The sequence below is a fragment of the Enterobacter sp. GER_MD16_1505_Eko_090 genome, from assembly GCF_003331015.1.
GTDB classification, from domain to species: Bacteria; Pseudomonadota; Gammaproteobacteria; order Enterobacterales; family Enterobacteriaceae; genus Enterobacter; species Enterobacter roggenkampii.
This window is the reverse complement of the sequence record NZ_PUQF01000004.1, coordinates 53317-76440: the sequence shown is the minus strand read 5'-3', so window position 1 is coordinate 76440 and position 23124 is coordinate 53317. Positions and strand designations below refer to the sequence as shown.

The following is a 23124-nucleotide window of genomic DNA, read 5'->3' as shown; positions in this document are numbered from 1 at the left end:
AGAGTTAACGTTTTCCGCTGTGCAGCCAGTACGGCTCCTGCGAAATGGCCTCATTACGGAAATGCTCAATTTCAATATGCTGACGGGTTTCGATGGCATGCTTCAGCCCCTGCCAGTTTTCCAGCCACGCCTGCGCCTGTGGCCCGTCGTAGGCACCGGAAAGGAGCAGCATGCTGTCGATGTTGCGCGAAAGACGGGGAAGCTGATCGCCATACTTATCACCGAGCGGATACGCAAAGGTGCTCTTCAGTTCAGCGGCATGACGGGAAAGATGAATGTCTGCGAAACGCTTAAAGTTTTCCGCGATTTTGGCCTCGGCTTTCGCATCCAGGAAGGCGCGCCAGCCGCGCGTCACCAGAAACTCGGTCAGCGCCAGTTTTGCCGAAGCGGCTTGCGGACTGTAGATCGCCGTCTGCGCAGATACGTCCGAGAGCATCAGCGTTTCGGTTTGCGTCAGGAGATCACGTAAGTGAGCGCTCGCTTTGCGAGGAACAATACCGCCGAAGAGCGTCAGGGTATGGCGCACCAGGGCAATGGCCGCCAGCACGTGGGATTTGGCGTTTTTCACATTTCGCACCCACAGCTCTTCATGGTACTGCCACTGAGAAAGCGCCAGCTCCAGCGCGGCTTCCAGCCCCAGCTCAACGCTGGCTTTCGGCGCAACGCGCAAAATGGTCGTCTCTTTCAGCACGCGCGGCGCATTTCCGGCGGCCAGATGGTAACCCCGCGCGGCTTTGCTCAGGCTCCCCTGGCGCAATCCAGACTGGTTCACCAGCCTGCGCGCCAGCTTCAGCACGTCATTTGCGTCCCCTTCCAGCAGCTCAAGCTCCAGTTCGCAGATCGGCTCCTGGTACTCACCCGCCTTCACCTCACCCAGATCGAGGGCGATTTCGATGCGGCTTTTACCTTCCGTCACCAGCCATTTCTCGCGCCAGAAATCGGTGCTGAACAGCGGCTGCACCTGCTCCGCCAGCGTGGCAGGCAGCTCGCCTTCCGGCCAGACTTCCGCCGGAAAACGTTCCAGCTCAAGTTCTGGCTGACTGATGTCGATATTGTATTCCGGACGCTGATGTAACCCGCCGACCACGCGGCCGGCAATTTTCATCGTCATCTCGTAGCGCCCACTCGCGCCACGGATGCGCAGCCCCATATCGTGGCGGCGTAGCCAGTTATCCGGCGTTTCGTAATAGATATTAAGCAGTTGTACCGGTGCATGGTGTTCGCCGGAGAGCGTATGCAGATGCTGGCGGAGTGCGTCAACGCTGTCTTTTTCGACGATAAATTTTAATTCGATTTCCTGAGCCATAGCCTTGTACTTTTGCGGGCGTCACAGACGCGTCAATGAGGGCGAACTTCCTCGCCATTTGTTTGTCAGTACATAGTATTTTGCGCCAAATTGCCATGCAATGAGCAATTTGACGGGCGTAAATGTGTAGAGTCGTGACACAGATGATTCTGATTGCTGATGAATGCTTTGCGTAGAGACACTGTTGCCACTACTATCGTTCCACTATTTATGAAAATAACGACTAATGATGCTTAAATTACGCCTGATTGGACTTACTTTACTCGCTTTTAGCGCCGCAACCGCAGTGCACGCTGAAGAGAAGCGTTACGTTTCTGACGAACTGAACACCTGGGTACGCAGTGGCCCCGGAGATAATTATCGCCTCGTGGGCACGGTAAATGCCGGCGAGGAAGTCACCCTGTTACAGACCAACGCGGACACCAACTACGGTCAGGTTCGCGACAGTTCTGGCCGCACGTCCTGGATCCCACTGAAAGAGCTGAGCACCGTGCCAAGCCTGCGCACCCGCGTACCGGATCTGGAAAATCAGGTGAAAACCCTGACCGACAAGCTGAACAATATCGACGGAACCTGGAACCAGCGTACCGCCGAGATGCAGCAGAAAGTGGCGCAGAGCGACGGGGTGATTAACGGCCTGAAAGAAGAGAACCAGAAGCTGAAAAACGAGCTGATTGTCGCGCAGAAGAAAGTGAATGCCGCCAACCTGCAGCTCGATGACAAACAGCGCACCATCATCATGCAGTGGTTTATGTATGGCGGCGGCGTGCTGGGCGTCGGTCTGGTGCTGGGTCTGGTTCTGCCGCACCTGATCCCAAGCCGTAAACGTAAAGATCGCTGGATGAACTAATTCGTCTTCTCTGCCAGACTTACGTATCATTCTGGAAAAGAGAAAACGGGAGTGTCAGGCGTGAAGAGTTATCTGGTCGGTGGTGCGGTACGTGATGCGTTGTTAGGTCTGCCGGTCAAAGATAAAGACTGGGTGGTGGTGGGCGCCACCCCGGAAGAGATGCTCGACGCGGGCTACCAGCAGGTAGGCCGCGATTTTCCCGTCTTTTTACACCCGAAAAGCCGCGAAGAGTATGCCCTGGCGCGTACCGAGCGGAAATCAGGTTCGGGCTATACGGGCTTCACCTGCTATGCCGCGCCGGACGTCACGCTGGAGGACGATCTCCTGCGTCGCGATCTCACCATTAACGCGCTGGCGCAGGACGAGCACGGCCAGATTATTGACGCTTATGGCGGCCAGGACGATCTGCGCAACCGTCTCTTACGTCACGTCTCTCCGGCGTTTTCTGAAGATCCGCTCCGCGTGCTGCGCGTGGCGCGTTTTGCCGCGCGTTACGCCCATCTCAGCTTCCGCATTGCCGATGAGACCATGGCGCTGATGACCGCCATGACCGAGGCGGGCGAGCTTGAACACCTGACGCCAGAGCGCGTCTGGAAAGAGACCGAGAATGCGCTCACCACGCGTAACCCGCAGGTCTTTTTCCAGGTTCTGCGCGACTGCGGCGCCCTGAAGGTGCTGTTCCCGGAAATAGACGCGCTGTTTGGCGTACCGGCTCCGGCGAAATGGCATCCGGAGATTGACACCGGCGTGCACACGCTGATGACCCTGAGCATGGCGGCCATGCTCAGCCCTGACGTGGACGTGCGCTTTTCCACCCTGTGCCACGATCTCGGCAAAGGCTTAACGCCAAAAGAGCTCTGGCCTCGGCATCACGGGCACGGTCCGGCAGGGGTGAAGCTGGTCGAAGGGCTGTGCCAGCGCCTGCGCGTGCCGAACGAAATCCGCGATCTGGCGAAACTGGTGGCCGAATTCCACGACCTGATCCACACCTTCCCGATCCTGAAACCGGCCACCATCGTTAAGCTGTTCGATAACATCGACGCCTGGCGCAAACCCCAGCGCGTGGAGCAGATCGCGCTCACCAGCGAGGCTGACGTGCGCGGGCGTACCGGGTTTGAAGCCTGTGACTACCCGCAGGGACGTTTACTGCGTAAAGCCTGGGAGGTAGCCAAAGCGGTGCCGACGAAGGACGTTGTCGAGGCGGGATTCAAAGGCCCGGACATTCGCGAAGAACTGACGAAACGGCGGATTCAGGCGGTATCAGAGTGGAAGGAAAAGCATTGCCCTCAGCCAAAAGACTGAGGGCAGTCGGTCAGAAGAAGACCACGTAAACCGCAGCCGCGACGATAAAGCGGTAGATCGCGAACGGAATGAACGAGATACGCTTTATAAGCTGCAGGAAGGTTTTGATGGCAATCAGCGCCACGATAAACGCGGTGATGAAGCCGACGGCGAACATCGGAATGTCGCCCGTGGTGAGGAAACCGATGCTTTTATAGAGGTCAAGCGCGGTGGCGCCCATCATCATCGGCACCGCCAGCAGGAACGAGAACTCTGACGCGGCGTAACGGCTTACGCCCATCAGCATCCCACCGGAAATGGTTGCGCCTGAACGCGAGAAGCCCGGCCACAGCGCCAGACACTGGAAGCAGCCAATGATAAACGCCTGACGATACGTCATATCGTCCAGCCCTTCCGCGCGCGGCGTTTTTGGCTTCAGCACTTCCGCGGCGATCAGCAGGAAGCCGCCCACCACCAGCGCGTACATCACGTTAATCGGGTTGAACAGTGATTTAATGGTGTCGTGGAATACCAGCCCCAGCACTACCGCCGGGAGCATGCCGAGCAGAATATGGATAAGCGTCAGGCGGCCTTTACTCATCCCTTCGTGCTGCGGTGGACGGCCAAAATGGATACCGATCAGGCCAAACAGACGGCGCCAGAACATCACCACCACCGCCAGAATCGAACCCAGCTGGATAACCACTTCGAACGTCTTTGCAGTATCGCCTTCAAAGCCCAGCAGATGGCCAACAATGATCATATGGCCGGTACTGGAAACCGGTAAAAACTCCGTCAATCCTTCGACCACACCCAGTATTGCCGCCACCAGCAGCGAGTGCATATCGCTCATCTATAAACCCCTAAAAAGATATAAAAAAACGGTGTCCCGTACGGACAACCGATAAAGATACAGTCTTGAGACCGGTATAACCTAAAATGGTTTAGCTATTATGACGTTAAATCTTCCCTTTCAGATTTGTGCCACGCTCGATAATGACGCCCACATTGGCCGCGCGCGCCACCGCGCCCGGTTTGCTCAGCTTGATGCGCACCCACGGTGAGTTGAATTTTTTCAGCAGCAATTCTGCGACTTCTTCCGCCACCCGTTCGACCAGCGCAAAACGTTGCCCTTCCACGTGACCGATGACCGTTTCACTGATGTCGGCGTAGCTAAGACAGTCGTTCACGTCATCGCTTTTTGCCGACTTGCGGTTATCCCAGCCCATTTCGATATCGAACACCAGCTTCTGCTCGATGGTCTGTTCCCAGTCGTAAACACCAATAGTGGTGATTACCGAAAGTTGCTCTATAAATACAATATCCATCACGACCTGCCTGCTTTTTGGCTAAACCGGATACCACTTCCGGCGAATTATGCGTATTATCCACAGATGCTGAGAATACAGATACATTTTCAAAACGGAACAGCGTTATGAGTGCAATCGCGCCTGGAATGATCCTCCTCGCCTATCTTTGCGGCTCAATCTCCAGCGCCATTCTGGTCTGCCGCATCGCCGGGTTACCTGACCCGCGTGAAAGTGGTTCCGGGAATCCGGGAGCGACCAACGTACTACGAATTGGCGGCAAGGGAGCAGCCGTAGCGGTTTTGATTTTTGATGTTCTGAAAGGGATGCTACCCGTCTGGGGCGCGTATGCGCTGGGCGTCACGCCGTTCTGGCTGGGCCTCATTGCCATTGCTGCCTGTGTCGGCCACATCTGGCCCGTATTCTTCGGTTTTAAAGGTGGTAAAGGTGTGGCGACCGCCTTTGGTGCCATTGCGCCTATCGGCTGGGATTTAACCGGCGTGATGGCTGGCACCTGGCTGCTCACCATTCTGCTGAGCGGCTATTCGTCGCTGGGCGCTATCGTCAGCGCGCTGATCGCCCCGTTCTACGTCTGGTGGTTCAAACCTCAGTTCACCTTCCCGGTATCGATGCTCTCCTGCCTTATCCTGCTGCGTCATCACGACAATATTCAGCGCCTGTGGCGTCGTCAGGAGACCAAAATCTGGACGAAGCTCAAGAGGAAGAAAAAAGACGCTCCGTAAGGTTAGTTATGCCTTATAGCCAAATGTGATTTTGGTCACCTTCTGCCTGTGGTAACTGTTAATGACACAACACAACCACATAAGAAGAAAATGGCAGAAATCACAGAAACAACTCCCCTTTCAACGGCAGGAAAACGTTCCGATGGCGACATCCAGTGGGTGCGCAGCGCATCGGATGTTTCACGCCTCGTTAATGATGGTTCTCAGGGCCGGGCCAATGCTCGCATCGTGATCGGTATCGCGCTGGGCGGGATTTTCCTCGATGCCTACGATCTGGGCGCGCTGGCCTTCGGCATAAAAGATATCACCCGCGAATTTAACCTGACGCCCGCCGGTACCGGCATGGTGGCGTCCGCCATTACGTTTGGCGCGATTGTCGGGGCGCTGCTCGGCGGTTATCTCACGGATAAAATCGGGCGCTATCGCGTCTTTATGGCCGACATGCTCTTCTTCGTGGTGGCCGCCATCGCCTGTGCGCTGGCCCCGAACGAATATGTACTGGCGGGTGCCCGCTTTGTCATGGGGCTTGGCGTCGGGATCGACCTTCCCGTGGCGATGGCATTTTTAAGCGAGTTCGCCAGGCTAAAAGGCCCCGGCAATAAGGCCTCCAGCGTCGCCATGTGGTGCCCCACCTGGTATGCCGCCATCAGTATCTCCTATCTGCTGGTGCTCTTCTTCTACGCCGTACTGCCGGAAAGCCACAGCGACTGGCTCTGGCGCCTGATCCTTGGCTTCGGCGCGGTACCCGCGCTGGTGATTATCGCCATCCGCAGCCGCTACATGAGCGAATCGCCGGTCTGGGCGGCAAATCAGGGCAACCTGAAGGAGGCGGCGTCCATTTTACGTCAGTCGTATAACATCAATGCCCACGTGCCGCAGGATGCGCTCAGCCAGCCAGCTCCCGTCGTGAATAAAGCGAAATGGTCCAACTACCTGAACCTGTTTCGCGGGATCTATCTGCGGCGCACCACGCTCGCCACGCTGCTGTCCGTCGTCTCTTCGTTCGCCTATAACGCGGTGGCGTTTGGTCTGCCGGTGATCATCTCCAGCTTCTTTGTCCAGTCGATGCTGACCACCATCCTGATTTCTCTGGTGCTTAACCTGCTGTTTGCCTTCGTCGGCGGACTGCTGGCGGTACGCTACGTGCCGCGCTTCGGCGCATGGCGGATGTCGCTGGCGGGTTACGCCTGCCAGCTGGTCGCGCTGCTGGGCCTGGGGCTGATTGGTCGTCCGGAAGGCGCCACCGAAGGCGTGCTTGCCGTGGCAATGCTGGCGCTCTTCCTGTTCGGCCAGGGCTTCGGCCCGGGCGCGCATACCATGACGTTTGCCTCACTGAGCTACCCGACCTCGCTGCGCGGCGTCGGCGTTGGCCTTAACCAGACGCTGATGCGCAGCAGCTCGACGCTGTCGCTGTTCCTGTTCCCGCTGCTGGTCGCCTCGCTGGATACCGCCGTGTTCTGGGTGATTGCGCTGGCGCCATTTATCGGCCTGGCCTCGCTGCTGGCGATCCGCTGGGAGCCGTCGGGGTATGATGTGGATGCGGAGGATTACCGCGAATAATAAATAATGTCATCGCTTTTCTTGCCGGGTGGCGCTGCGCTTACCCGGCCTACATTACAGACCATCCATAAGCGACTCATATGACAGCCTTCAATTCTGCCAGGGCATACTGAAACGACCCCGATGATGAGCAGATGGATGCAGCATGTTAGCAGCTCAGGTCACTGATAATTCGTACAAAGGCTGGCAGGCGTCGCTTGCCCTGCAGTTTTGTCACACCCCTGAGAAAACCCTCCTGCACTCCGCTCATCACGTCGGGCCGCTTACCGTTCAGCGTCCGTTTTACCCTGAAGGCGAGACCTGCCACCTTTACCTGCTGCACCCGCCGGGCGGGGTTGTGGGCGGCGATACGCTGGACATTTCCGTTCGGCTGGACGCCAAAAGCCATGCGCTTATCACCATGCCCGGCGCCAGCAAGTTCTATCGCAGCAGCGGCCCGCAGGCTCGCCTGCATCAGCACTTTCATCTCGATGAGGGATCCACGCTGGAGTGGCTGCCGCAGGACACCATTATCTTCCCCGGTGCGAATGCCGCGCTGCGCTCCATCTTCCACCTGAAAGCCTCCAGCACGCTGCTGGCGTGGGAGCTGTACTGCCTGGGACGACCGGTAATCAATGAGACCTTCAGCCACGGCACGCTGGAGAGCCGCCTTGAAGTCTGGGTTGAGGACGAGCCACGTCTGATTGAACGTCAGCACCTTGCCGACGGCGATCTCACGCCCGTCGCCGGGCATCCGTGGATTGGCACGCTGCTGTTCTACCCGGCCAGAGAAGAACATCTCGACGCGGCGCGTGCGCTGCTCGCCCCGCTGGATACGTATGCGGGCGCCACGCTCGCAGACGATCTCATGTCGGTGCGCTTTCTCTCCCACGATAACCTGATTTGTCAGCGGGTGATGCGCGACGTCTGGCAGTCGCTTCGCCCGCTTCTCACCACCAAAACCGCCTGTTCGCCGCGCATCTGGCAGACATAAGAGAAACGCTATGGAACTGACTCCCAGAGAAAAAGACAAGCTGTTGCTGTTTACCGCCGCGCTGGTTGCCGAACGCCGCCTTGCGCGCGGGGTAAAGCTCAATTATCCGGAATCGGTCGCGCTGATCAGCGCCTTCATCATGGAAGGCGCGCGCGATGGCGAAACCGTCGCCTCGCTGATGGAGGCGGGCCGCCACGTCCTGACGCGCGACCAGGTGATGGAGGGCGTGCCGGAGATGATCCCGGACATTCAGGTGGAAGCCACCTTCCCGGACGGATCCAAGCTCGTCACCGTCCACAACCCGATCGTCTAAGGAGCGCGTGATGATCCCAGGCGAATACCAGATCCAGCCCGGCGCGATTGCGATCAACGTCGGGCGCGAAACCCAAACCGTGATTGTCGAAAACCACGGCGACAGGCCGATCCAGGTCGGATCGCACTATCACTTTTACGAGGTCAACCCGGCGCTGAAGTTTAACCGTGAGGCGACCCGAGGCTACCGGCTGAACATCCCGGCAGGCACCGCCGTGCGCTTCGAACCCGGCCAGAAGCGGGAAGTGACGCTGGTTCAGGTCTCGGGTGCGCAGCGCATTGTCGGCTTTCGCGGCGAGGTAATGGGCGAGGTGAAACATGGCTGACATTTCGCGCCGGGCCTATGCCGATATGTTTGGCCCCACCACCGGAGATAAAGTCCGGCTGGCCGACAGCGAGCTGTGGATTGAAGTGGAAGACGATCTCACGATCTACGGCGAAGAGGTCAAGTTCGGCGGCGGGAAGGTGATCCGCGACGGCATGGGTCAAGGGCAGATGACCGCAGACGACTGCGTGGATCTGGTGCTGACCAACGCGCTGATCGTCGATCACTGGGGGATCGTGAAAGCCGATATCGGCGTCAAGAACGGGCGGATCTTTGCCGTCGGTAAAGCCGGCAACCCGGACATCCAGCCCGGCGTGACGATCCCGATTGGCGCGGCGACGGAAGTGATTGCCGCCGAAGGGAAGATCGTTACCGCTGGCGGGATCGACACCCACATTCACTGGATCTGCCCGCAGCAGGCGGAAGAGGCGCTGGTCTCCGGCGTCACCACCATGATCGGCGGCGGCACCGGTCCGGCGGCGGGCACCAACGCCACCACCTGTACGCCGGGGCCGTGGTATATCGCCCGCATGCTGCAGGCTGCCGATACGCTGCCGGTGAATATTGGCCTGCTCGGCAAGGGGAACGGCTCCAACCCGGCGGCCCTGCGCGAGCAGATTGCCGCGGGCGCCATCGGGCTGAAGATCCACGAAGACTGGGGCGCGACGCCTGCGGCGATCAACTGCTCGCTGGAGGTGGCCGAAGAGATGGACATTCAGGTGGCGCTGCACAGCGACACGTTGAACGAGTCCGGGTTTGTCGAAGATACGCTGGCCGCCATTGGCGGGCGCACCATCCACACCTTCCACACCGAAGGGGCGGGCGGTGGCCACGCGCCGGATATCATCACCGCCTGCGCGCACCCGAATATTCTGCCCTCCTCCACCAACCCGACGCTGCCCTACACGGTCAATACCATCGACGAGCATCTCGACATGCTGATGGTTTGTCATCACCTCGACCCGGATATTGCCGAGGACGTGGCGTTTGCCGAATCCCGCATTCGTCGGGAGACCATCGCCGCGGAAGACGTGCTGCACGACATCGGCGCGTTTTCGCTCACCTCGTCAGATTCGCAGGCCATGGGCCGCGTCGGGGAAGTGATTATCCGCACCTGGCAGGTCGCGCACCGCATGAAGGTCCAGCGCGGCGCGCTGCCGGAAGAGACCGGCGATAACGACAACTTCCGCGTGAAGCGCTATGTCGCCAAGTACACCATTAACCCGGCGCTCACCCACGGCATCGCCCACGAAGTCGGTTCGATTGAGGCGGGCAAGCTGGCAGATCTGGTGGTCTGGTCCCCGGCGTTCTTCGGCGTCAAGCCCGCCACCATCGTCAAGGGCGGGATGATCGCCTGCGCGCCGATGGGCGACATCAACGCTTCAATCCCCACGCCGCAGCCGGTCCATTACCGCCCGATGTTTGGATCGCTGGGCGCCGCGCGCCACGCTACGCGGCTGACGTTTATCTCGCAGGCCGCCAGTGCGAACGGCATCCCGCAGCAGCTCAACCTGCAGAGCGCCACGGCGGTGGTGAAAGGCTGCCGGACGGTGAAAAAGGCCGACATGATCCATAACGCTCTGCAACCGAACATCACCGTCGACTCGCAAACCTACGAGGTGCGCGTCGACGGCGAACTGATTACCAGCGAACCGGCTGACGTTCTGCCGATGGCGCAACGCTATTTCCTGTTTTGAGGAGTGATGATGATTTATCTGACCCAACGTCTGGACCACGCACACCCGATTACCGCCAGCGTCACGCTGCCGATTGACGTACGGGTGAAAAGCCGCGCCCGCGTAGCGCTGAACGACGGGCGCGAAGCCGGGCTGATGCTGCCGCGCGGCCTGCTGCTGCGCGGGGGCGACCTGCTGACCACCGACGACGGCAGTGAGGTGATCGAAGTGATCGCAGCGGCTGAGTCCGTCTCCGTGGTGCGCTGCGCCGACCCGTTCCTGCTGGCCCGCGCCTGCTACCACCTGGGCAACCGCCACGTGCCGCTGCAGGTGATGCCCGGCGAGCTGCGCTATCACCACGATCACGTTCTCGACGACATGCTGCGCCAGTTTGGGCTGGAGGTGACCTACGCCAGCCTGCCGTTTGAACCAGAAGCGGGCGCGTATGCCAGCGATGCCCACAGCCATAGCCACGCTCACGCCCATTCACATTAAGGATCCATCATGCGCAAGTTACTCCCCCTGTTACTGCTGGCCTTTTCCGTTCCCGCGCTCGCGCATCCCGGCCACGGTGCCGACAGCTTTCAGGCCGGTTTTTTCCATCCGCTGACCGGGCTCGATCATCTCCTGATGCTCACCGGTGCAGGCGTGCTCTCGGCACTGAGCGGCCGCAAGCTCCTGCTGCCGTTTGCCACCCTCGGGATGATGCTTGTCGGCGCCGTTGCGGGCAGCCTGCTCGGCGGCTTTAGCGGCATGGAGATGCTGATTATCGCCTCGCTGGCGGTCAGCGGCGTGATGATGTTTAAGACTGAAAACCGTCTTCTGCTGGCGGTGCCTGCCCTGGCGATGTTCCACGGCTGGGCGCACGGCGTGGAGATGTCCGGCCATAGCTTCTGGCTGTTCACCAGCGGGTTTATGTTCGCCAGCGCGACGGTGCTGTGCGCCAGTTTCGCCGCAGGCTTGCTGCTGCGCCGTCACGACGGGCTGCGTAAAACCTTCGGCGGCGGGCTGATCGTCTCCGCCCTGCTGGCGCTGATGAGCTGATGGAGCACGCCCGCCAGTGGCTGCGCCTGATGCAGCTCTCCAGCAGCAGCCTGCCGGTCGGGTCGTTTACCTGGTCGCAGGGGCTGGAGTGGGCCGTGGAGGCGGGCTGGGTCACGGACGCCGACGCCTTTAAACGCTGGCAGATCCAGCAGATGGAGCAGAGTTTTTTCTGCGTCGATCTGCCGCTGTTTCACCGTCTCTGCCAGGCCTGCAATCGGCACGACCTGGCGACGGCCAAACGCTGGACGGCATACCTGCTCGCCTGTCGGGAAACGCGCGAGCTGCGCGAAGAAGAACGCAACCGCGGAACGGCCTTTACGCGTCTCATCAAAAGCTGGGAGCCGGACTGCCCGACAGAATGGCTGGCGCTGTGCAGGCAAAGCCAGCTCTGCGGCATGGCGTGGCTCGGCGTGCGCTGGGGCATTGACGTGCGCGAGCTGGCGCTGAGTCTCGGTTACAGCTGGATTGAGAGCGCGGTCATGGCAGGCGTCAAGCTGGTGCCGTTTGGGCAGCAGGCCGCGCAGCAGCTGATTATCGAGCTGAGCGACCATTTTGCCGCCGGGCTTGAACAGGCATTTTTACGTCGCGACGACGCGCTGGGAGCAGCTACGCCGCTGTCCGCCATCGCCTCCGCGCGCCACGAAACCCAATATTCACGACTATTCCGTTCCTGAGGAGTCAACATGGCTGATTACAAACATCCCCTGCGCGTGGGCGTGGGTGGCCCGGTAGGGTCGGGCAAAACCGCGCTGCTGGAAGCGCTCTGCAAGGCAATGCGCGATACGTATCACCTGGCGGTGGTGACCAACGATATCTACACCAAAGAGGATCAGCGCATCCTGACCGAGGCGGGCGCGCTGGCGCCGGAGCGCATCGTGGGCGTGGAGACCGGCGGCTGCCCGCATACCGCGATCCGCGAGGACGCCTCGATGAACCTGGCAGCGGTGGAAGCGCTCAGCGAGAAGTTTGGCAATCTGGATCTGATCTTCGTGGAAAGCGGCGGGGACAACCTGAGCGCGACCTTCAGCCCGGAGCTGGCGGATCTGACTATTTACGTGATCGACGTTGCCGAAGGGGAAAAAATTCCGCGCAAAGGTGGGCCGGGGATCACCAAGTCCGATTTTCTGGTGATCAACAAAACCGATCTCGCGCCGTACGTGGGGGCGTCGCTGGAGGTGATGGAGCGCGACACCAACCGCATGCGCGGCGAGCGTCCGTGGACCTTTACCAACCTGAAAGCGGGAGACGGTCTGGGAACGATCATTGCGTTTCTGGAAGAGAAAGGGATGCTGCGGGTGTAGTACAGGTTATTGCCGGGTGGCGGCTTCGCCTGACCCGGCCTACGGTTTTGTAGGCCCGGTAAGCGCAGCGCCACCGGGCAAAAAAACTCACGCCTCAGGCAGTTCCGCCAGCGGCCAGCGCGGACGCACGGACACGCTCAGTTCAGACGTTGCGCCAGCGTTCAGGCGCACCATACCGGCGTAGGCAATCATCGCCCCGTTATCGGTACAGAATTCGGGACGGGCGTAGAACACTTCCCCACGACGCTTTTGCATCATCTCGGCGAGCTTCGCGCGCAGCGTGCGGTTGGCGCTGACGCCGCCCGCCATCACCAGACGCTTGAAGCCGGTCTGATCCAGCGCGCGCTTGCACTTGATCATCAGCGTATCCACCACCGCATCTTCAAACGCGCGGGCGATATCGGCGCGGGTCTGCTCGCTGTCGTCGTTATTGCGGATCGTGTTGGCCGCGAAGGTTTTCAGCCCGGAGAAGCTGAAGTCCAGCCCCGGACGGTCGGTCATCGGACGCGGGAAGACAAAGCGCCCTTCCGTTCCCTGCGCCGCCATTTTGGACAGCATCGGGCCGCCTGGGTAATCGAGTCCCAGCAGCTTGGCGGTTTTGTCGAACGCTTCACCGGCAGCGTCGTCGATTGACTCGCCCAGCAGCTCGTACTTGCCAATGCCCGTGACGCTAATCAGCTGCGTATGGCCGCCGGAGACCAGCAGCGCCACAAACGGAAATTCAGGCGGATTCTCTTCCAGCATCGGCGCCAGAAGGTGCCCTTCCATATGGTGAACCGGGATGGCCGGCACATCCCACGCGAAGGCCAGCGAACGGCCAACCGTCGCGCCAACCAGCAGCGCGCCGACCAGACCCGGCCCCGCGGTATAGGCCACGGCATCAATATCGGTTGAACTCAACCCGGCCTCTTTCAGCGCCGCCTGAATCAGGGGAACCGTTTTACGCACGTGGTCACGAGAGGCCAGTTCAGGCACGACGCCGCCGTAGTCAGCGTGCAATTTCACCTGACTATACAGTTGGTTGGCCAGAAGCCCTTTTTCGTCGTCGTAAATGGCGATGCCGGTTTCATCGCAGGATGTTTCAATACCCAGTACACGCATGACTTGTTTTACCTCGTTTCAATACCGCGCAGTGTAGAGCCTGGGCGGGTTGATGTAAAACTTTGTTCGCCCCAGGAAGAAGGCTCGTGTATACTCCTCACCCTTATTAAAGTCCCTTTCAAAATCGCATCGGTGCTTTACAAAGCAGCAGCATTTGCAGTAAAATTCCGCACCATTTTGAAATAAGCTGGCGTTGATGCCAGCGGCAAACCGAATTTATTAAAGGTGAGAGTTACATGCCGGTAATTAAAGTACGTGAAAACGAGCCGTTCGACGTAGCACTGCGTCGCTTCAAACGTTCATGCGAGAAAGCAGGTGTTCTGGCTGAAGTTCGTCGTCGTGAGTTTTATGAAAAACCAACGACCGAACGTAAGCGCGCTAAAGCTTCCGCTGTGAAACGTCACGCGAAGAAACTGGCTCGCGAAAACGCACGCCGTACTCGTCTGTACTAATTGGTTGAGGGCCTCAGCCCTCAATTGACAGACAGAGTAGTAGTCGTAAGGCCGTGCTTCCGGAAGGAATGCGCGGCTTGTTTTCGTTTATAAGTCGCTTAAATTTTGGGGCATATGGCCGGAAGAATCCCACGCGTTTTCATCAATGACCTGCTCGCCAGAACCGACATCGTCGATCTCATCGACGCGCGGGTAAAGCTGAAGAAGCAGGGCAAGAATTACCATGCGTGCTGTCCGTTCCATAACGAAAAAACCCCCTCCTTCACCGTAAACGGTGAAAAGCAGTTTTACCATTGCTTCGGCTGTGGTGCTCACGGTAATGCCGTCGATTTTTTAATGAACTACGACAAGCTCGAGTTCGTTGAAACCGTCGAAGAGCTGGCGGCAATGCATAACCTTGAAGTGCCATATGAAGCTGGCAGTGGGCCAAGTCAGATCGAGCGCCATCAACGGCAAACGCTGTATCAACTGATGGATGGCCTGAATTCGTTTTACCAACAGTCTCTTAAGCACTCTGCGGCTGAACCTGCGCGTCAGTATCTGAACAAGCGCGGACTGAGCGACGATGTCATTGCGCGTTTCGCTATTGGCTACGCCCCGCCCGGCTGGGACAACGTGTTAAAGCGTTTTGGCGGCAATAGCGAAGATCGTAAGTCTCTCATCGATGCAGGCATGCTGGTCACCAACGACCAGGGACGAAGCTACGACCGCTTCCGCGAACGGGTAATGTTCCCAATCCGCGACAAGCGAGGCCGGGTAATTGGTTTTGGTGGTCGCGTGCTGGGTGATGCCCTGCCGAAGTACCTCAACTCGCCGGAAACCGATATTTTCCATAAGGGCCGCCAGCTTTACGGCCTTTATGAGGCGCAGCAGGATAACGCGGAACCTCCGCGTCTTCTGGTCGTCGAAGGCTATATGGACGTCGTTGCGCTGGCGCAGTACGACATTAACTACGCGGTTGCGTCGTTAGGAACGTCCACGACGGCGGATCACATCCAGCTGCTGTTCCGCGTGACCAACAACGTGATTTGTTGTTACGACGGAGACCGCGCCGGACGCGACGCCGCCTGGCGCGCGCTGGAAACCGCGCTACCCTATATGACCGACGGGCGTCAGTTGCGCTTTATGTTCCTGCCCGACGGTGAAGACCCGGATACGCTGGTGCGTAAAGAGGGCAAAGCGGCATTTGAAGCGCGGATGGAGCAGGCTCAGCCGCTCTCCACGTTTTTGTTTAACAGCCTGATGCCGCAGGTTGATTTGAGTACCCCTGACGGGCGCGCGCAGCTCAGCACGCTGGCGCTGCCGTTAATCAGTCAGGTGCCCGGCGAAACGCTGCGCATCTACCTGCGTCAGGAGCTAGGCAACAAGCTCGGCATTCTGGATGACAGCCAGCTTGAACGTTTAATGCCTAAACAGGCTGAAAACGGTGCGGTTCGCCCCGCGCCTCAGCTAAAACGCACAACCATGCGTATACTGATAGGGTTACTGGTACAAAACCCCGAGCTGGCGCCACAGGTGCCGTCGCTGGCGGGTTTGAACCACGAAAAATTGCCCGGGCTTGGCTTATTTTCAGAACTGGTCAACACCTGTTTGTCTCAGCCAGGTCTGACCACCGGACAACTTTTAGAGCATTATCGCGGCACAAAAGAGGCCGCTACCCTTGAAAAATTGTCGATGTGGGACGATATAGCAGATAAGGACATTGCAGAAAAAACGTTCACCGACTCACTCAACCATATGTTTGATTCGATGCTTGAGCTGCGCCAGGAAGAGTTGATAGCTCGCGAGCGCACACACGGTTTGAGCAGCGAAGAACGCCGGGAGCTCTGGATGATTAACCAGGAACTGGCGAAGAAATAAATAAATTTAACGGCTTAAGTGCCGAATATCGATCGGGAAGCCCCCGGCAGCCGCACTGAGAGGCAGCGGCAAAAATATAAGTACGCCCTCGCTTTAAAGGTTGGCAGCCCCATCGCCGACACCAATCAAACGAATTAAGTGTGGATACCGTCTTATGGAGCAAAACCCGCAGTCACAGCTGAAACTTCTTGTCCAACGTGGTAAGGAGCAAGGCTATCTGACCTATGCCGAGGTCAATGACCATCTGCCGGAAGATATCGTCGATTCAGATCAAATCGAAGACATCATCCAAATGATCAATGACATGGGCATTCAGGTGATGGAAGAAGCACCGGATGCCGATGATCTGTTGCTGGCTGAAACCTCCAACAACACTGACGAAGATGCGGAAGAAGCTGCTGCACAGGTACTGTCCAGCGTGGAATCTGAAATCGGGCGTACCACTGACCCGGTCCGCATGTACATGCGCGAAATGGGTACCGTTGAACTGTTGACCCGCGAAGGCGAAATTGACATCGCAAAACGCATCGAAGATGGGATCAACCAGGTTCAGTGCTCTGTTGCCGAGTACCCGGAAGCGATCACCTATCTGCTGGAGCAGTACGATCGCGTTGAAGCGGAAGAAGCGCGCCTGTCTGACCTGATCACCGGTTTTGTCGACCCGAACGCTGAAGAAGATATGGCACCTACCGCCACTCACGTCGGTTCTGAACTGTCTCAGGAAGAGATGGATGATGACGAAGACGAAGATGAGGAAGAGAGCGACGACGACAGCGCCGATGATGACAACAGCATCGACCCGGAACTGGCGCGCGAGAAGTTTGCCGAGCTGCGTACTCAGTACGAAGTGACGCGTGACACCATCAAAGCGAAAGGCCGCAGCCACGCAGCCGCTCAGGAAGAGATCCTGAAACTGTCTGAAGTGTTCAAACAGTTCCGCCTGGTGCCAAAACAGTTCGACTACCTAGTGAACAGCATGCGCGTGATGATGGATCGCGTACGTACCCAGGAACGCATCATCATGAAGCTGTGCGTTGAGCAGTGCAAAATGCCGAAGAAGAACTTCATCACACTCTTCACCGGCAACGAAACCAGCGAAACCTGGTTCAACGCGGCTATTGCGATGAACAAGCCGTGGTCTGAAAAACTGCACGACGTGAAAGAAGACGTGTATCGCGGCCTGCAGAAGCTGCAGCAGATTGAAGAAGAGACTGGCCTGACCATCGAGCAGGTTAAAGACATCAACCGTCGCATGTCCATCGGTGAAGCGAAAGCCCGCCGTGCGAAGAAAGAGATGGTTGAAGCGAACCTGCGTCTGGTTATCTCTATCGCCAAGAAATACACCAACCGCGGTCTGCAGTTCCTGGATCTGATTCAGGAAGGCAACATCGGTCTGATGAAAGCGGTAGATAAGTTTGAATACCGTCGTGGTTACAAGTTCTCCACCTACGCAACCTGGTGGATCCGTCAGGCTATCACCCGCTCTATCGCGGATCAGGCGCGCACCATCCGTATTCCGGTGCATATGATTGAGACCATCAACAAGCTCAACCGTATTTCCCGCCAGATGCTGCAGGAGATGGGTCGCGAGCCGACGCCGGAAGAGCTGGCCGAGCGCATGCTGATGCCGGAAGACAAGATCCGTAAAGTGCTGAAGATCGCCAAAGAGCCAATCTCCATGGAAACACCAATTGGTGATGATGAAGATTCGCATCTGGGTGATTTCATCGAGGATACCACCCTCGAGCTGCCGCTTGACTCTGCCACCACCGAGAGCCTGCGTGCCGCAACGCACGATGTTCTGGCTGGCCTGACCGCCCGTGAAGCGAAAGTGCTGCGTATGCGTTTCGGTATCGATATGAACACCGACCACACGCTGGAAGAAGTGGGTAAACAGTTCGACGTTACCCGCGAACGTATCCGTCAGATCGAAGCGAAGGCGCTGCGTAAGCTGCGTCACCCAAGCCGCTCTGAAGTGCTGCGTAGCTTCCTGGACGACTAATCTGTTCTGACAGTGAAAAAGCTCCCAATCGGGAGCTTTTTTTTGTTTATTCCCTCGACCTGTGGGTGAGGGCATCAGACCGCAAAGGAGCTAAAGCCCCCGCACCATCAGCGCCTCATCAAGTTCCCTGTAGGCCTCCACCAGCTTATCCAGCGTCGCCCTGTTGAGCCCGCTCGGGTTCGGCAACACCCACACCTGCGTAACGCCAATCATGATGCTCTGCTTACCCCACTTAGCCCCGCGCTGGCTGAATGCCTGCTCGTAGGCCTGCTTGCCGAGGATCGCCAGTGCGGCCGGCTGGTAGTCTTCAATCTTCTTCACCAGCTCCCGCCCGCCGCTGCGCAGCTCATGCAGGTTGACCTCGCTTGCCTGCACCGTCGGCCGCTCGACCAGCATGGTAATTCCGCAGCGCGTGTCCAGCAGATGCTGCTCCTCTTCGGGCTTGAGTAACCTGTCGGTAAACCCGGCCTGGTAGATCACCTTCCAGAAGCGATTGCCCGGATGGGCAAAGTGAAAACCGGTGTGCGCCGAGGACTTGCCCGGGTTGATTCCGCAGAACACCACCCGCAGGCCAGGGGCCAGAATGTCGTTGATCATCTTTACTCCCGCTGATACATCGTTATGGAAGTATAAAGGATTGATAATGCGTTGTTTATAAAAACAGCAGGCAGGTGTGAATGGCTGGATTGCTGCGGGGAGTTACTTTATAATTCACCGCCACGGCCCCTTAGCTCAGTGGTTAGAGCAGGCGACTCATAATCGCTTGGTCGCTGGTTCAAGTCCAGCAGGGGCCACCAAATAAAACAAGGAGTTAGATGAGAAATCATCTGACTCTTTTTTCTTTGGATGCAATTTGGGTCAGGTAATGGGTCAGGTAAGGAATTAGCCACCCCACCGTCTTCATCTCTCTGACAACATCCCCGGATAGTGCTTCGCCACAATATCATTCATCTTTTCTGTCAGGTCGGGCCGTTTAAAAGTGATGTGCGCAGTTCCCTTCTGGAAGTAACGAACACTGAAAAAATCATCTTCGTACACATCCTTTGAAGGATTGTCCCGAATATGATCCATCAACCGGGTAGTGACATCGCCACGGTTGTCGGGTATCGGTTTACCATCCAGCAGAAATAACATTCGTTCCAGGTCCGCTAGGTGATCCCGTCGCCAACCCCAGTTCAAATTAAATCCCCAGCGGTTATGCGTCACCAGATTGTTGACGATGATTTTCTTACCGAAGCTACAAGGACTATTGGTTTTGTAATCCCATGACAGGCCTTTGAAGACATTGATAATGCCACGCTCAAATACATCCATTTTGTTCCGATGTAGTTGCTCAAAAGTACTGAGGATATTCGCCTCACTGATGGCAGGCAGATCCCCCTTCTCCAGGTTCTTATGCCACTGGTCACGAGCCTGAGCATCCATCAATGCCATCATGCCAGACTTCAACATCAAGTCTCGCCAGATACTACGGTCGATATTACGGGTGATAGCAGGCAGTGCTTTATCAGTATTTTCAGTCATCCAACTGTCGTAACGGTGCCCAACTTTCATTGCCCAATCTTGCGCTGTACCACCGCCGATTTCTGAGGTTAGCCGGGAAATGCTGTCAAGCTGCTGGATAAGTTGCTCGATCTGTTTTAATGCTGTATCACGGCCTGTCACTATGCGTTCAATGCTGGTCGAGCAAATTAGCTCGCTATGATCTGTTAATACTTCAGCTTCTGTTTGCATGATAGTTTGTCCGTAAAAAGCAAACGCGCCCACCAGGTAATGGCAGACGCATTATGCAATGAATAGAAAGAGAGGAAAGTGCAGAGGTAAAAATCAGGAATGAGGCTCGAAGGATTTATGTATTCATCAGCCCGGTAGCGCGTCTGGCTCTGAGAATATCTGTAGCTGTCAGGAGCGGTGTCTGCTCCTGCCAGGTAAATCCTTTGCGATCAGTGCGCACCAGCTCATAGCGTTCCACCAAGAAATTCACTGCATCAGCAAGCGTTATTCCCGCTTCGATATATTCCTGTGTGGATGCGTCATCATGAAATGGCGTATCGTTGAGTGTGAGGCCGTAATGGCGTTCCAGTAGACACGTTAACAGTTGTTGCCGCACCTGGACGCCCCCACCGGTACTGCGCAGGCGGTATTGCCCCCGTCGATACTCCAGGTCCAGATACATCAGCCGTTCGCGAAAATCCCGTCGCAGGGTACGGACTGACACACCAAACACTGCAGCCAGCCGCGCCATGTTAAGCGTTTCACCGGCAACCAGGCGGCTGATTATCAGTGACAGCCTGACAGCCAGCCGGTCATGACGGCGCTCTGCCTGTGTCATCTTAAATCTTCGAAATAGTTAACTGACTGAATATGAAATGATTCTAAATAGGGGGGCGGACAGGGTATGGACGTGGAATGAACTATTTTTTATCTGCCTCCGGAAGCAGCCCCGACGCGGCACACCGTGAAATACGGTGAAAAAACACTTAATCCAATGGGGAGGGAAACGGACAGGGAGTGTCCTTTGTTAACATGGCGGTAAAACTATCAGGGCTGAAATCCACTCAGCATAGCTTCCGCCAAACCCAGAGAGCCCGGTTGAGCTTCACATTTCCGTCGATACCACGCACGGCGCGGGAAAGCACGAAGCCAGACGGGTCATGAGCAGACTCCTCAATATGGGTAAAACAAATAAAGAAAGCCCTGCCGCACTAGCGACAGGGCTCGGGAATGAACAGGCAGGCGTTAAACGTTCAGAAGAAGAAATTCCAGACAGCCCGGGCAACGGACACCACGGTGTTACGGACGGCCTGTATTACGGCCCGTACCGGAGCCGGTATCAGTGGGAAAGCACTTACCGTGTCCAGTACCGCGCCGACCGTTTCACCAAAATCGTCACGTGCTTTTTCCTGGACTGTCGTTGTGTGAAAGGGAGACTGCAGTTGCGCCACCACCGGGCTACTGGCCTTACGTGGCAGACACTTTATCATCCGCTCGGCCATCACCCGTAACCACCACTGCAGACGGACCGACACCGCACACACCGGATGTACAGGTTGAAACAGCTCGTGCAGCAGGCAGATTTTGCGGCTGATATTCTGCTTCTGCGCCGTGGACAATTGACCACTACCGCTGGTGGGTTCAGTCTTGTCCGACTGGCTGATAACAAACAGCACCTTATGCCGGAATGCCTCCCCAATCACCTGATGATAAAAATGCTCATCTACCGCCAGCGCCCAGTCATCTACCTTAATCAACCACAGTACCAGGTCGAGCCGGGAAAGTTGTTCGTGGTACAGCGCAGGATACTCGGTATCGCGAACGCTACTCTCCCCAGGGCCGGGCAGGTCCACCAGCGTCATATAGCGGTCGCCAACCTGCAGGCGAAAGCGCAGTGGTTCACGGGTACAGGCCTCCACATCGCTGACCGGCGATACCTCTCCAGCAAACAGGGCATTGCAAAGGCTACTCTTTCCCGCTCCGGTGTTACCCATAATGCCGATCACCGGTTCATAGTGGATTAACTGATTTATCTGCTGCGATATACGTTCAGACACCCATTGCGGCAGGTCGGAAAGCGAATTCTGCAGCGGCTGCATACTTTCAACATTTTTCATCTCAACTCCCCTGAAAAGCAAAACAAAAAAGGCAGAACCATGAGATTCCGCCGTTAATTAGCTATGTTCAGGAGAATGATATATGTCTGAAAATTTTTATAAGTTGCCGACACAGATTTGCACGCGATTTAGAATAGTAATTAACCTAAAATTTTTGGCGTAAAACTAATATCGCCATGACTCTCTAAGCCATTCAGCACGTTGTAAAATGCCCGGAATTGCATTTGTGGTCCAGAATTCAAACGATATCCAGCCACTACTCATTCCACCGTGGCTAAAGCGTTTTACAAAAACCCCATGCTCGGTTGAAAAGGTCGCATTCATTATAGACTGAGCTGAGTTGAGTAAAATCGTTTCGAGCTCAATTCGATTGTCTGGAACGGGAACTCGCGATAAAGACTGACGCATTTCACGCCACAGTGAAGGATCCCCCCGATAACCCCAGCCATCCAAATCAGGAAACATTAAGTCAGCAACAGTGATCCAACTTTTCTCCAGTGGGATAGTGTTTTTTTGTACAGAAAGTTTTTGAAGGACAGGCATAAATTGATTGAACCAAAATCTTAAATCCAGCCCAGACCTTTGTACTTCTTGATTATTATCAGCAATAACCTCATCTAACTGAATACCTGTCAGCGCAGAAAATGCAGACAAGAATCGATTTGTATCATTATGTCCCAGCTCAAATACATCATACTCATTGAATAAGAAAAGTAGTCGCTCATAAAGCACCATATTTTCATCATAAGTTTGAAAATGAATAAGCTGATCCTCAATCATTTTTCGCATCAGCTGTGAGAGTGTTCTGGGTTGAGGGTGCAGCAAATAAAGAAGATCTTTTCGGGACGGTTTTTTTTCGAGAGCAATATCTAAGGGGGTCTGCAGTTTGTTATACGTTGCGATAGTTTTGTCAGCCCCCATCCTGAGAAGTTTGCCAATAACCGGACGTTTAGCACCATGCCACGCCGCCTGATGCAAAGGTGTATAGCCTTTTTCCGAGGCAGAATTAATGAGAGAGGGATATCTTTCCAGTAGGTTTAACAGAGGCTCCCAGTGGCCCTTGTATGCTAATTCACGGATCTGTTTGGACAGAACATCATTGGCTTGTGTCATACAATCACTCGTACAGTTAACATGGAAAACTCCCGCTCATCTGAATTACCGCTTGTTGCCATCATGACCAGAATGATTCAGCAACCTAATTACACCTGGTCGTGCCAAACGAATCCGTCCGGCATGTCGTAGTACTTCCTTGAGCATCCGTTATTCGCGTAGTACCAAAGCTATCAGTGCGTGATACCGTCCCATCGCTTCCACGAGTGGTACCAAATGAATCGGTACGGTAGGTTGTATTCTCGCCGTTCGCGTTAGTTACCCTCGTTGTTCCAAAGGAGTCAGTACGTGATAAGCTTCCATTACT

At 56.5% G+C, this 23124-nt stretch carries 24 protein-coding genes, 1 tRNA gene and 2 pseudogenes; 16 read left to right on the top strand and 11 right to left on the bottom strand.

Annotation, left to right across the window (positions count from 1 at the left end; translation table 11 throughout):
* Positions 1 to 4: 4 nt before the first annotated feature.
* Positions 5 to 1306, bottom strand: coding sequence for a CYTH domain-containing protein (locus tag C6A40_RS05935; protein ID WP_045334490.1), 1302 nt, complete (start codon positions 1304 to 1306; stop codon positions 5 to 7).
* 229 nt (positions 1307 to 1535) lie between these two features.
* On the opposite strand from C6A40_RS05935, the gene C6A40_RS05930 reads away from it, so the two are divergent.
* Together C6A40_RS05930 and C6A40_RS05925 are read left to right on the top strand one after the other, a co-directional pair.
* Positions 1536 to 2156 carry a TIGR04211 family SH3 domain-containing protein gene (locus tag C6A40_RS05930; RefSeq protein ID WP_025912514.1) on the top strand — a complete coding sequence of 207 codons (621 nt, stop codon included), beginning with the start codon at positions 1536 to 1538 and terminating at the stop codon, positions 2154 to 2156.
* A 60-nt stretch (positions 2157 to 2216) separates the two neighbouring features.
* Positions 2217 to 3458, top strand: coding sequence for a multifunctional CCA addition/repair protein (locus C6A40_RS05925; RefSeq protein WP_008502958.1), 1242 nt, complete (start codon positions 2217 to 2219; stop codon positions 3456 to 3458).
* Positions 3459 to 3468: 10 nt separating this feature from the next.
* On the opposite strand, the gene bacA is transcribed toward C6A40_RS05925, so the two are convergent.
* The gene (bacA, locus tag C6A40_RS05920; protein WP_045334492.1) at positions 3469 to 4290 is read right to left on the bottom strand and encodes an undecaprenyl-diphosphate phosphatase; all 822 of its coding nucleotides are present in this window, start codon (positions 4288 to 4290) and stop codon (positions 3469 to 3471) included.
* A gap of 106 nt (positions 4291 to 4396) precedes the next feature.
* Entirely contained in the window at positions 4397 to 4765 is a 369-nt protein-coding gene (folB, locus tag C6A40_RS05915; protein WP_008502956.1) for a bifunctional dihydroneopterin aldolase/7,8-dihydroneopterin epimerase, read from the bottom strand.
* A 107-nt stretch (positions 4766 to 4872) separates the two neighbouring features.
* Between folB and plsY the strand changes: the two genes are divergently transcribed.
* The 10 genes from plsY to ureG all read left to right on the top strand — a co-directional run bounded on the left by plsY (position 4873) and on the right by ureG (position 12678).
* Positions 4873 to 5487 (top strand): glycerol-3-phosphate 1-O-acyltransferase PlsY, encoded by a 615-nt coding sequence (gene plsY, locus C6A40_RS05910; RefSeq protein WP_008502955.1) that lies wholly within the window; start codon positions 4873 to 4875, stop codon positions 5485 to 5487.
* 90 nt (positions 5488 to 5577) lie between these two features.
* Positions 5578 to 7047, top strand: coding sequence for an MFS transporter (locus tag C6A40_RS05905; RefSeq protein WP_045334494.1), 1470 nt, complete (start codon positions 5578 to 5580; stop codon positions 7045 to 7047).
* A gap of 145 nt (positions 7048 to 7192) precedes the next feature.
* Positions 7193 to 8020, top strand: a complete 828-nt coding sequence (locus C6A40_RS05900) for an urease accessory protein UreD (RefSeq protein ID WP_045334496.1) — start codon at positions 7193 to 7195, stop codon at positions 8018 to 8020.
* A gap of 10 nt (positions 8021 to 8030) precedes the next feature.
* On the top strand, positions 8031 to 8333 hold the full coding sequence (locus tag C6A40_RS05895; RefSeq protein ID WP_003862556.1) for an urease subunit gamma: 303 nt from the start codon (positions 8031 to 8033) through the stop codon (positions 8331 to 8333).
* A gap of 10 nt (positions 8334 to 8343) precedes the next feature.
* Positions 8344 to 8658 carry an urease subunit beta gene (locus tag C6A40_RS05890; RefSeq protein WP_045334498.1) on the top strand — a complete coding sequence of 105 codons (315 nt, stop codon included), beginning with the start codon at positions 8344 to 8346 and terminating at the stop codon, positions 8656 to 8658.
* Positions 8651 to 10354, top strand: coding sequence for an urease subunit alpha (gene ureC / locus C6A40_RS05885; protein WP_045334500.1), 1704 nt, complete (start codon positions 8651 to 8653; stop codon positions 10352 to 10354). The genes C6A40_RS05890 and ureC overlap by 8 nt, the downstream gene beginning before the upstream one ends.
* Before the next feature lie 9 nt (positions 10355 to 10363).
* The gene (gene ureE, locus C6A40_RS05880; protein WP_023344943.1) at positions 10364 to 10828 is read left to right on the top strand and encodes an urease accessory protein UreE; all 465 of its coding nucleotides are present in this window, start codon (positions 10364 to 10366) and stop codon (positions 10826 to 10828) included.
* A 9-nt stretch (positions 10829 to 10837) separates the two neighbouring features.
* A complete protein-coding gene (locus tag C6A40_RS05875) occupies positions 10838 to 11377 on the top strand; it encodes a HupE/UreJ family protein (RefSeq protein ID WP_039025535.1) in 540 nt (179 codons plus the stop codon).
* Positions 11377 to 12051, top strand: coding sequence for an urease accessory protein UreF (locus C6A40_RS05870; RefSeq protein WP_045334503.1), 675 nt, complete (start codon positions 11377 to 11379; stop codon positions 12049 to 12051). Before C6A40_RS05875 ends, C6A40_RS05870 begins: the two co-directional genes overlap by 1 nt.
* Before the next feature lie 9 nt (positions 12052 to 12060).
* Entirely contained in the window at positions 12061 to 12678 is a 618-nt protein-coding gene (gene ureG, locus C6A40_RS05865; protein ID WP_008503187.1) for an urease accessory protein UreG, read from the top strand.
* Between the two features lie 87 nt (positions 12679 to 12765).
* Here ureG and tsaD read toward each other — a convergent pair whose 3' ends face one another.
* Positions 12766 to 13779 (bottom strand): tRNA (adenosine(37)-N6)-threonylcarbamoyltransferase complex transferase subunit TsaD, encoded by a 1014-nt coding sequence (gene tsaD, locus C6A40_RS05860; RefSeq protein WP_045334506.1) that lies wholly within the window; start codon positions 13777 to 13779, stop codon positions 12766 to 12768.
* 236 nt (positions 13780 to 14015) lie between these two features.
* On the opposite strand from tsaD, the gene rpsU reads away from it, so the two are divergent.
* The 3 genes from rpsU to rpoD all read left to right on the top strand — a co-directional run bounded on the left by rpsU (position 14016) and on the right by rpoD (position 18093).
* Complete coding sequence (gene rpsU / locus C6A40_RS05855; protein WP_001144069.1) at positions 14016 to 14231, top strand: 30S ribosomal protein S21; 216 nt, start codon at positions 14016 to 14018, stop codon at positions 14229 to 14231.
* Between the two features lie 114 nt (positions 14232 to 14345).
* Complete coding sequence (gene dnaG / locus C6A40_RS05850; protein WP_023294585.1) at positions 14346 to 16091, top strand: DNA primase; 1746 nt, start codon at positions 14346 to 14348, stop codon at positions 16089 to 16091.
* Positions 16092 to 16245: 154 nt separating this feature from the next.
* Entirely contained in the window at positions 16246 to 18093 is a 1848-nt protein-coding gene (rpoD, locus tag C6A40_RS05840) for an RNA polymerase sigma factor RpoD (RefSeq protein WP_008503184.1), read from the top strand.
* A gap of 90 nt (positions 18094 to 18183) precedes the next feature.
* Here rpoD and mug read toward each other — a convergent pair whose 3' ends face one another.
* Complete coding sequence (gene mug / locus C6A40_RS05835; protein ID WP_008503183.1) at positions 18184 to 18690, bottom strand: G/U mismatch-specific DNA glycosylase; 507 nt, start codon at positions 18688 to 18690, stop codon at positions 18184 to 18186.
* A gap of 124 nt (positions 18691 to 18814) precedes the next feature.
* Here mug and C6A40_RS05830 point away from each other — a divergent pair.
* Positions 18815 to 18890 (top strand) — tRNA-Ile (locus C6A40_RS05830).
* 103 nt (positions 18891 to 18993) lie between these two features.
* On the opposite strand, the gene C6A40_RS05825 is transcribed toward C6A40_RS05830, so the two are convergent.
* From C6A40_RS05825 to C6A40_RS05805, 6 genes and pseudogenes are all read right to left on the bottom strand, one after another.
* Positions 18994 to 19827 carry a DUF4942 domain-containing protein gene (locus tag C6A40_RS05825; RefSeq protein WP_021242327.1) on the bottom strand — a complete coding sequence of 278 codons (834 nt, stop codon included), beginning with the start codon at positions 19825 to 19827 and terminating at the stop codon, positions 18994 to 18996.
* A gap of 115 nt (positions 19828 to 19942) precedes the next feature.
* Positions 19943 to 20269, bottom strand: a complete 327-nt coding sequence (locus C6A40_RS05820; protein WP_045334606.1) for a TA system toxin CbtA family protein — start codon at positions 20267 to 20269, stop codon at positions 19943 to 19945.
* 18 nt (positions 20270 to 20287) lie between these two features.
* Positions 20288 to 20425, bottom strand: a pseudogene (locus tag C6A40_RS25595) (transcriptional regulator); the annotation flags it as partial.
* Positions 20426 to 20634: 209 nt separating this feature from the next.
* A pseudogene (locus C6A40_RS25525) lies at positions 20635 to 20726 on the bottom strand (DUF932 domain-containing protein); the annotation flags it as partial.
* Between the two features lie 114 nt (positions 20727 to 20840).
* Positions 20841 to 21704 carry a GTPase family protein gene (locus C6A40_RS05810; RefSeq protein WP_021242329.1) on the bottom strand — a complete coding sequence of 288 codons (864 nt, stop codon included), beginning with the start codon at positions 21702 to 21704 and terminating at the stop codon, positions 20841 to 20843.
* A 165-nt stretch (positions 21705 to 21869) separates the two neighbouring features.
* A complete protein-coding gene (locus C6A40_RS05805; RefSeq protein WP_021242330.1) occupies positions 21870 to 22817 on the bottom strand; it encodes an ankyrin repeat domain-containing protein in 948 nt (315 codons plus the stop codon).
* Positions 22818 to 23124: the final 307 nt, after the last annotated feature.

Excerpts from the sequence above, each read along its gene's own strand:
- C6A40_RS05935 (WP_045334490.1), bottom strand. The coding sequence starts at position 1,306 with ATGGCTCAGGAAATCGAATTAAAATTTATCGTCGAAAAAGACAGCGTT.
- C6A40_RS05930 (WP_025912514.1), top strand. The coding sequence starts at position 1,536 with ATGCTTAAATTACGCCTGATTGGACTTACTTTACTCGCTTTTAGCGCC.
- bacA (WP_045334492.1), bottom strand. The coding sequence starts at position 4,290 with ATGAGCGATATGCACTCGCTGCTGGTGGCGGCAATACTGGGTGTGGTC.
- folB (WP_008502956.1), bottom strand. The coding sequence starts at position 4,765 with ATGGATATTGTATTTATAGAGCAACTTTCGGTAATCACCACTATTGGT.
- plsY (WP_008502955.1), top strand. The coding sequence starts at position 4,873 with ATGAGTGCAATCGCGCCTGGAATGATCCTCCTCGCCTATCTTTGCGGC.
- C6A40_RS05905 (WP_045334494.1), top strand. The coding sequence starts at position 5,578 with ATGGCAGAAATCACAGAAACAACTCCCCTTTCAACGGCAGGAAAACGT.
- C6A40_RS05900 (WP_045334496.1), top strand. The coding sequence starts at position 7,193 with ATGTTAGCAGCTCAGGTCACTGATAATTCGTACAAAGGCTGGCAGGCG.
- C6A40_RS05895 (WP_003862556.1), top strand. The coding sequence starts at position 8,031 with ATGGAACTGACTCCCAGAGAAAAAGACAAGCTGTTGCTGTTTACCGCC.
- C6A40_RS05890 (WP_045334498.1), top strand. The coding sequence starts at position 8,344 with ATGATCCCAGGCGAATACCAGATCCAGCCCGGCGCGATTGCGATCAAC.
- ureC (WP_045334500.1), top strand. The coding sequence starts at position 8,651 with ATGGCTGACATTTCGCGCCGGGCCTATGCCGATATGTTTGGCCCCACC.
- ureE (WP_023344943.1), top strand. The coding sequence starts at position 10,364 with ATGATTTATCTGACCCAACGTCTGGACCACGCACACCCGATTACCGCC.
- C6A40_RS05875 (WP_039025535.1), top strand. The coding sequence starts at position 10,838 with ATGCGCAAGTTACTCCCCCTGTTACTGCTGGCCTTTTCCGTTCCCGCG.
- C6A40_RS05870 (WP_045334503.1), top strand. The coding sequence starts at position 11,377 with ATGGAGCACGCCCGCCAGTGGCTGCGCCTGATGCAGCTCTCCAGCAGC.
- ureG (WP_008503187.1), top strand. The coding sequence starts at position 12,061 with ATGGCTGATTACAAACATCCCCTGCGCGTGGGCGTGGGTGGCCCGGTA.
- tsaD (WP_045334506.1), bottom strand. The coding sequence starts at position 13,779 with ATGCGTGTACTGGGTATTGAAACATCCTGCGATGAAACCGGCATCGCC.
- rpsU (WP_001144069.1), top strand. The coding sequence starts at position 14,016 with ATGCCGGTAATTAAAGTACGTGAAAACGAGCCGTTCGACGTAGCACTG.
- dnaG (WP_023294585.1), top strand. The coding sequence starts at position 14,346 with ATGGCCGGAAGAATCCCACGCGTTTTCATCAATGACCTGCTCGCCAGA.
- rpoD (WP_008503184.1), top strand. The coding sequence starts at position 16,246 with ATGGAGCAAAACCCGCAGTCACAGCTGAAACTTCTTGTCCAACGTGGT.
- mug (WP_008503183.1), bottom strand. The coding sequence starts at position 18,690 with ATGATCAACGACATTCTGGCCCCTGGCCTGCGGGTGGTGTTCTGCGGA.
- C6A40_RS05825 (WP_021242327.1), bottom strand. The coding sequence starts at position 19,827 with ATGCAAACAGAAGCTGAAGTATTAACAGATCATAGCGAGCTAATTTGC.
- C6A40_RS05820 (WP_045334606.1), bottom strand. The coding sequence starts at position 20,269 with ATGTATCTGGACCTGGAGTATCGACGGGGGCAATACCGCCTGCGCAGT.
- C6A40_RS05810 (WP_021242329.1), bottom strand. The coding sequence starts at position 21,704 with ATGAAAAATGTTGAAAGTATGCAGCCGCTGCAGAATTCGCTTTCCGAC.
- C6A40_RS05805 (WP_021242330.1), bottom strand. The coding sequence starts at position 22,817 with ATGACACAAGCCAATGATGTTCTGTCCAAACAGATCCGTGAATTAGCA.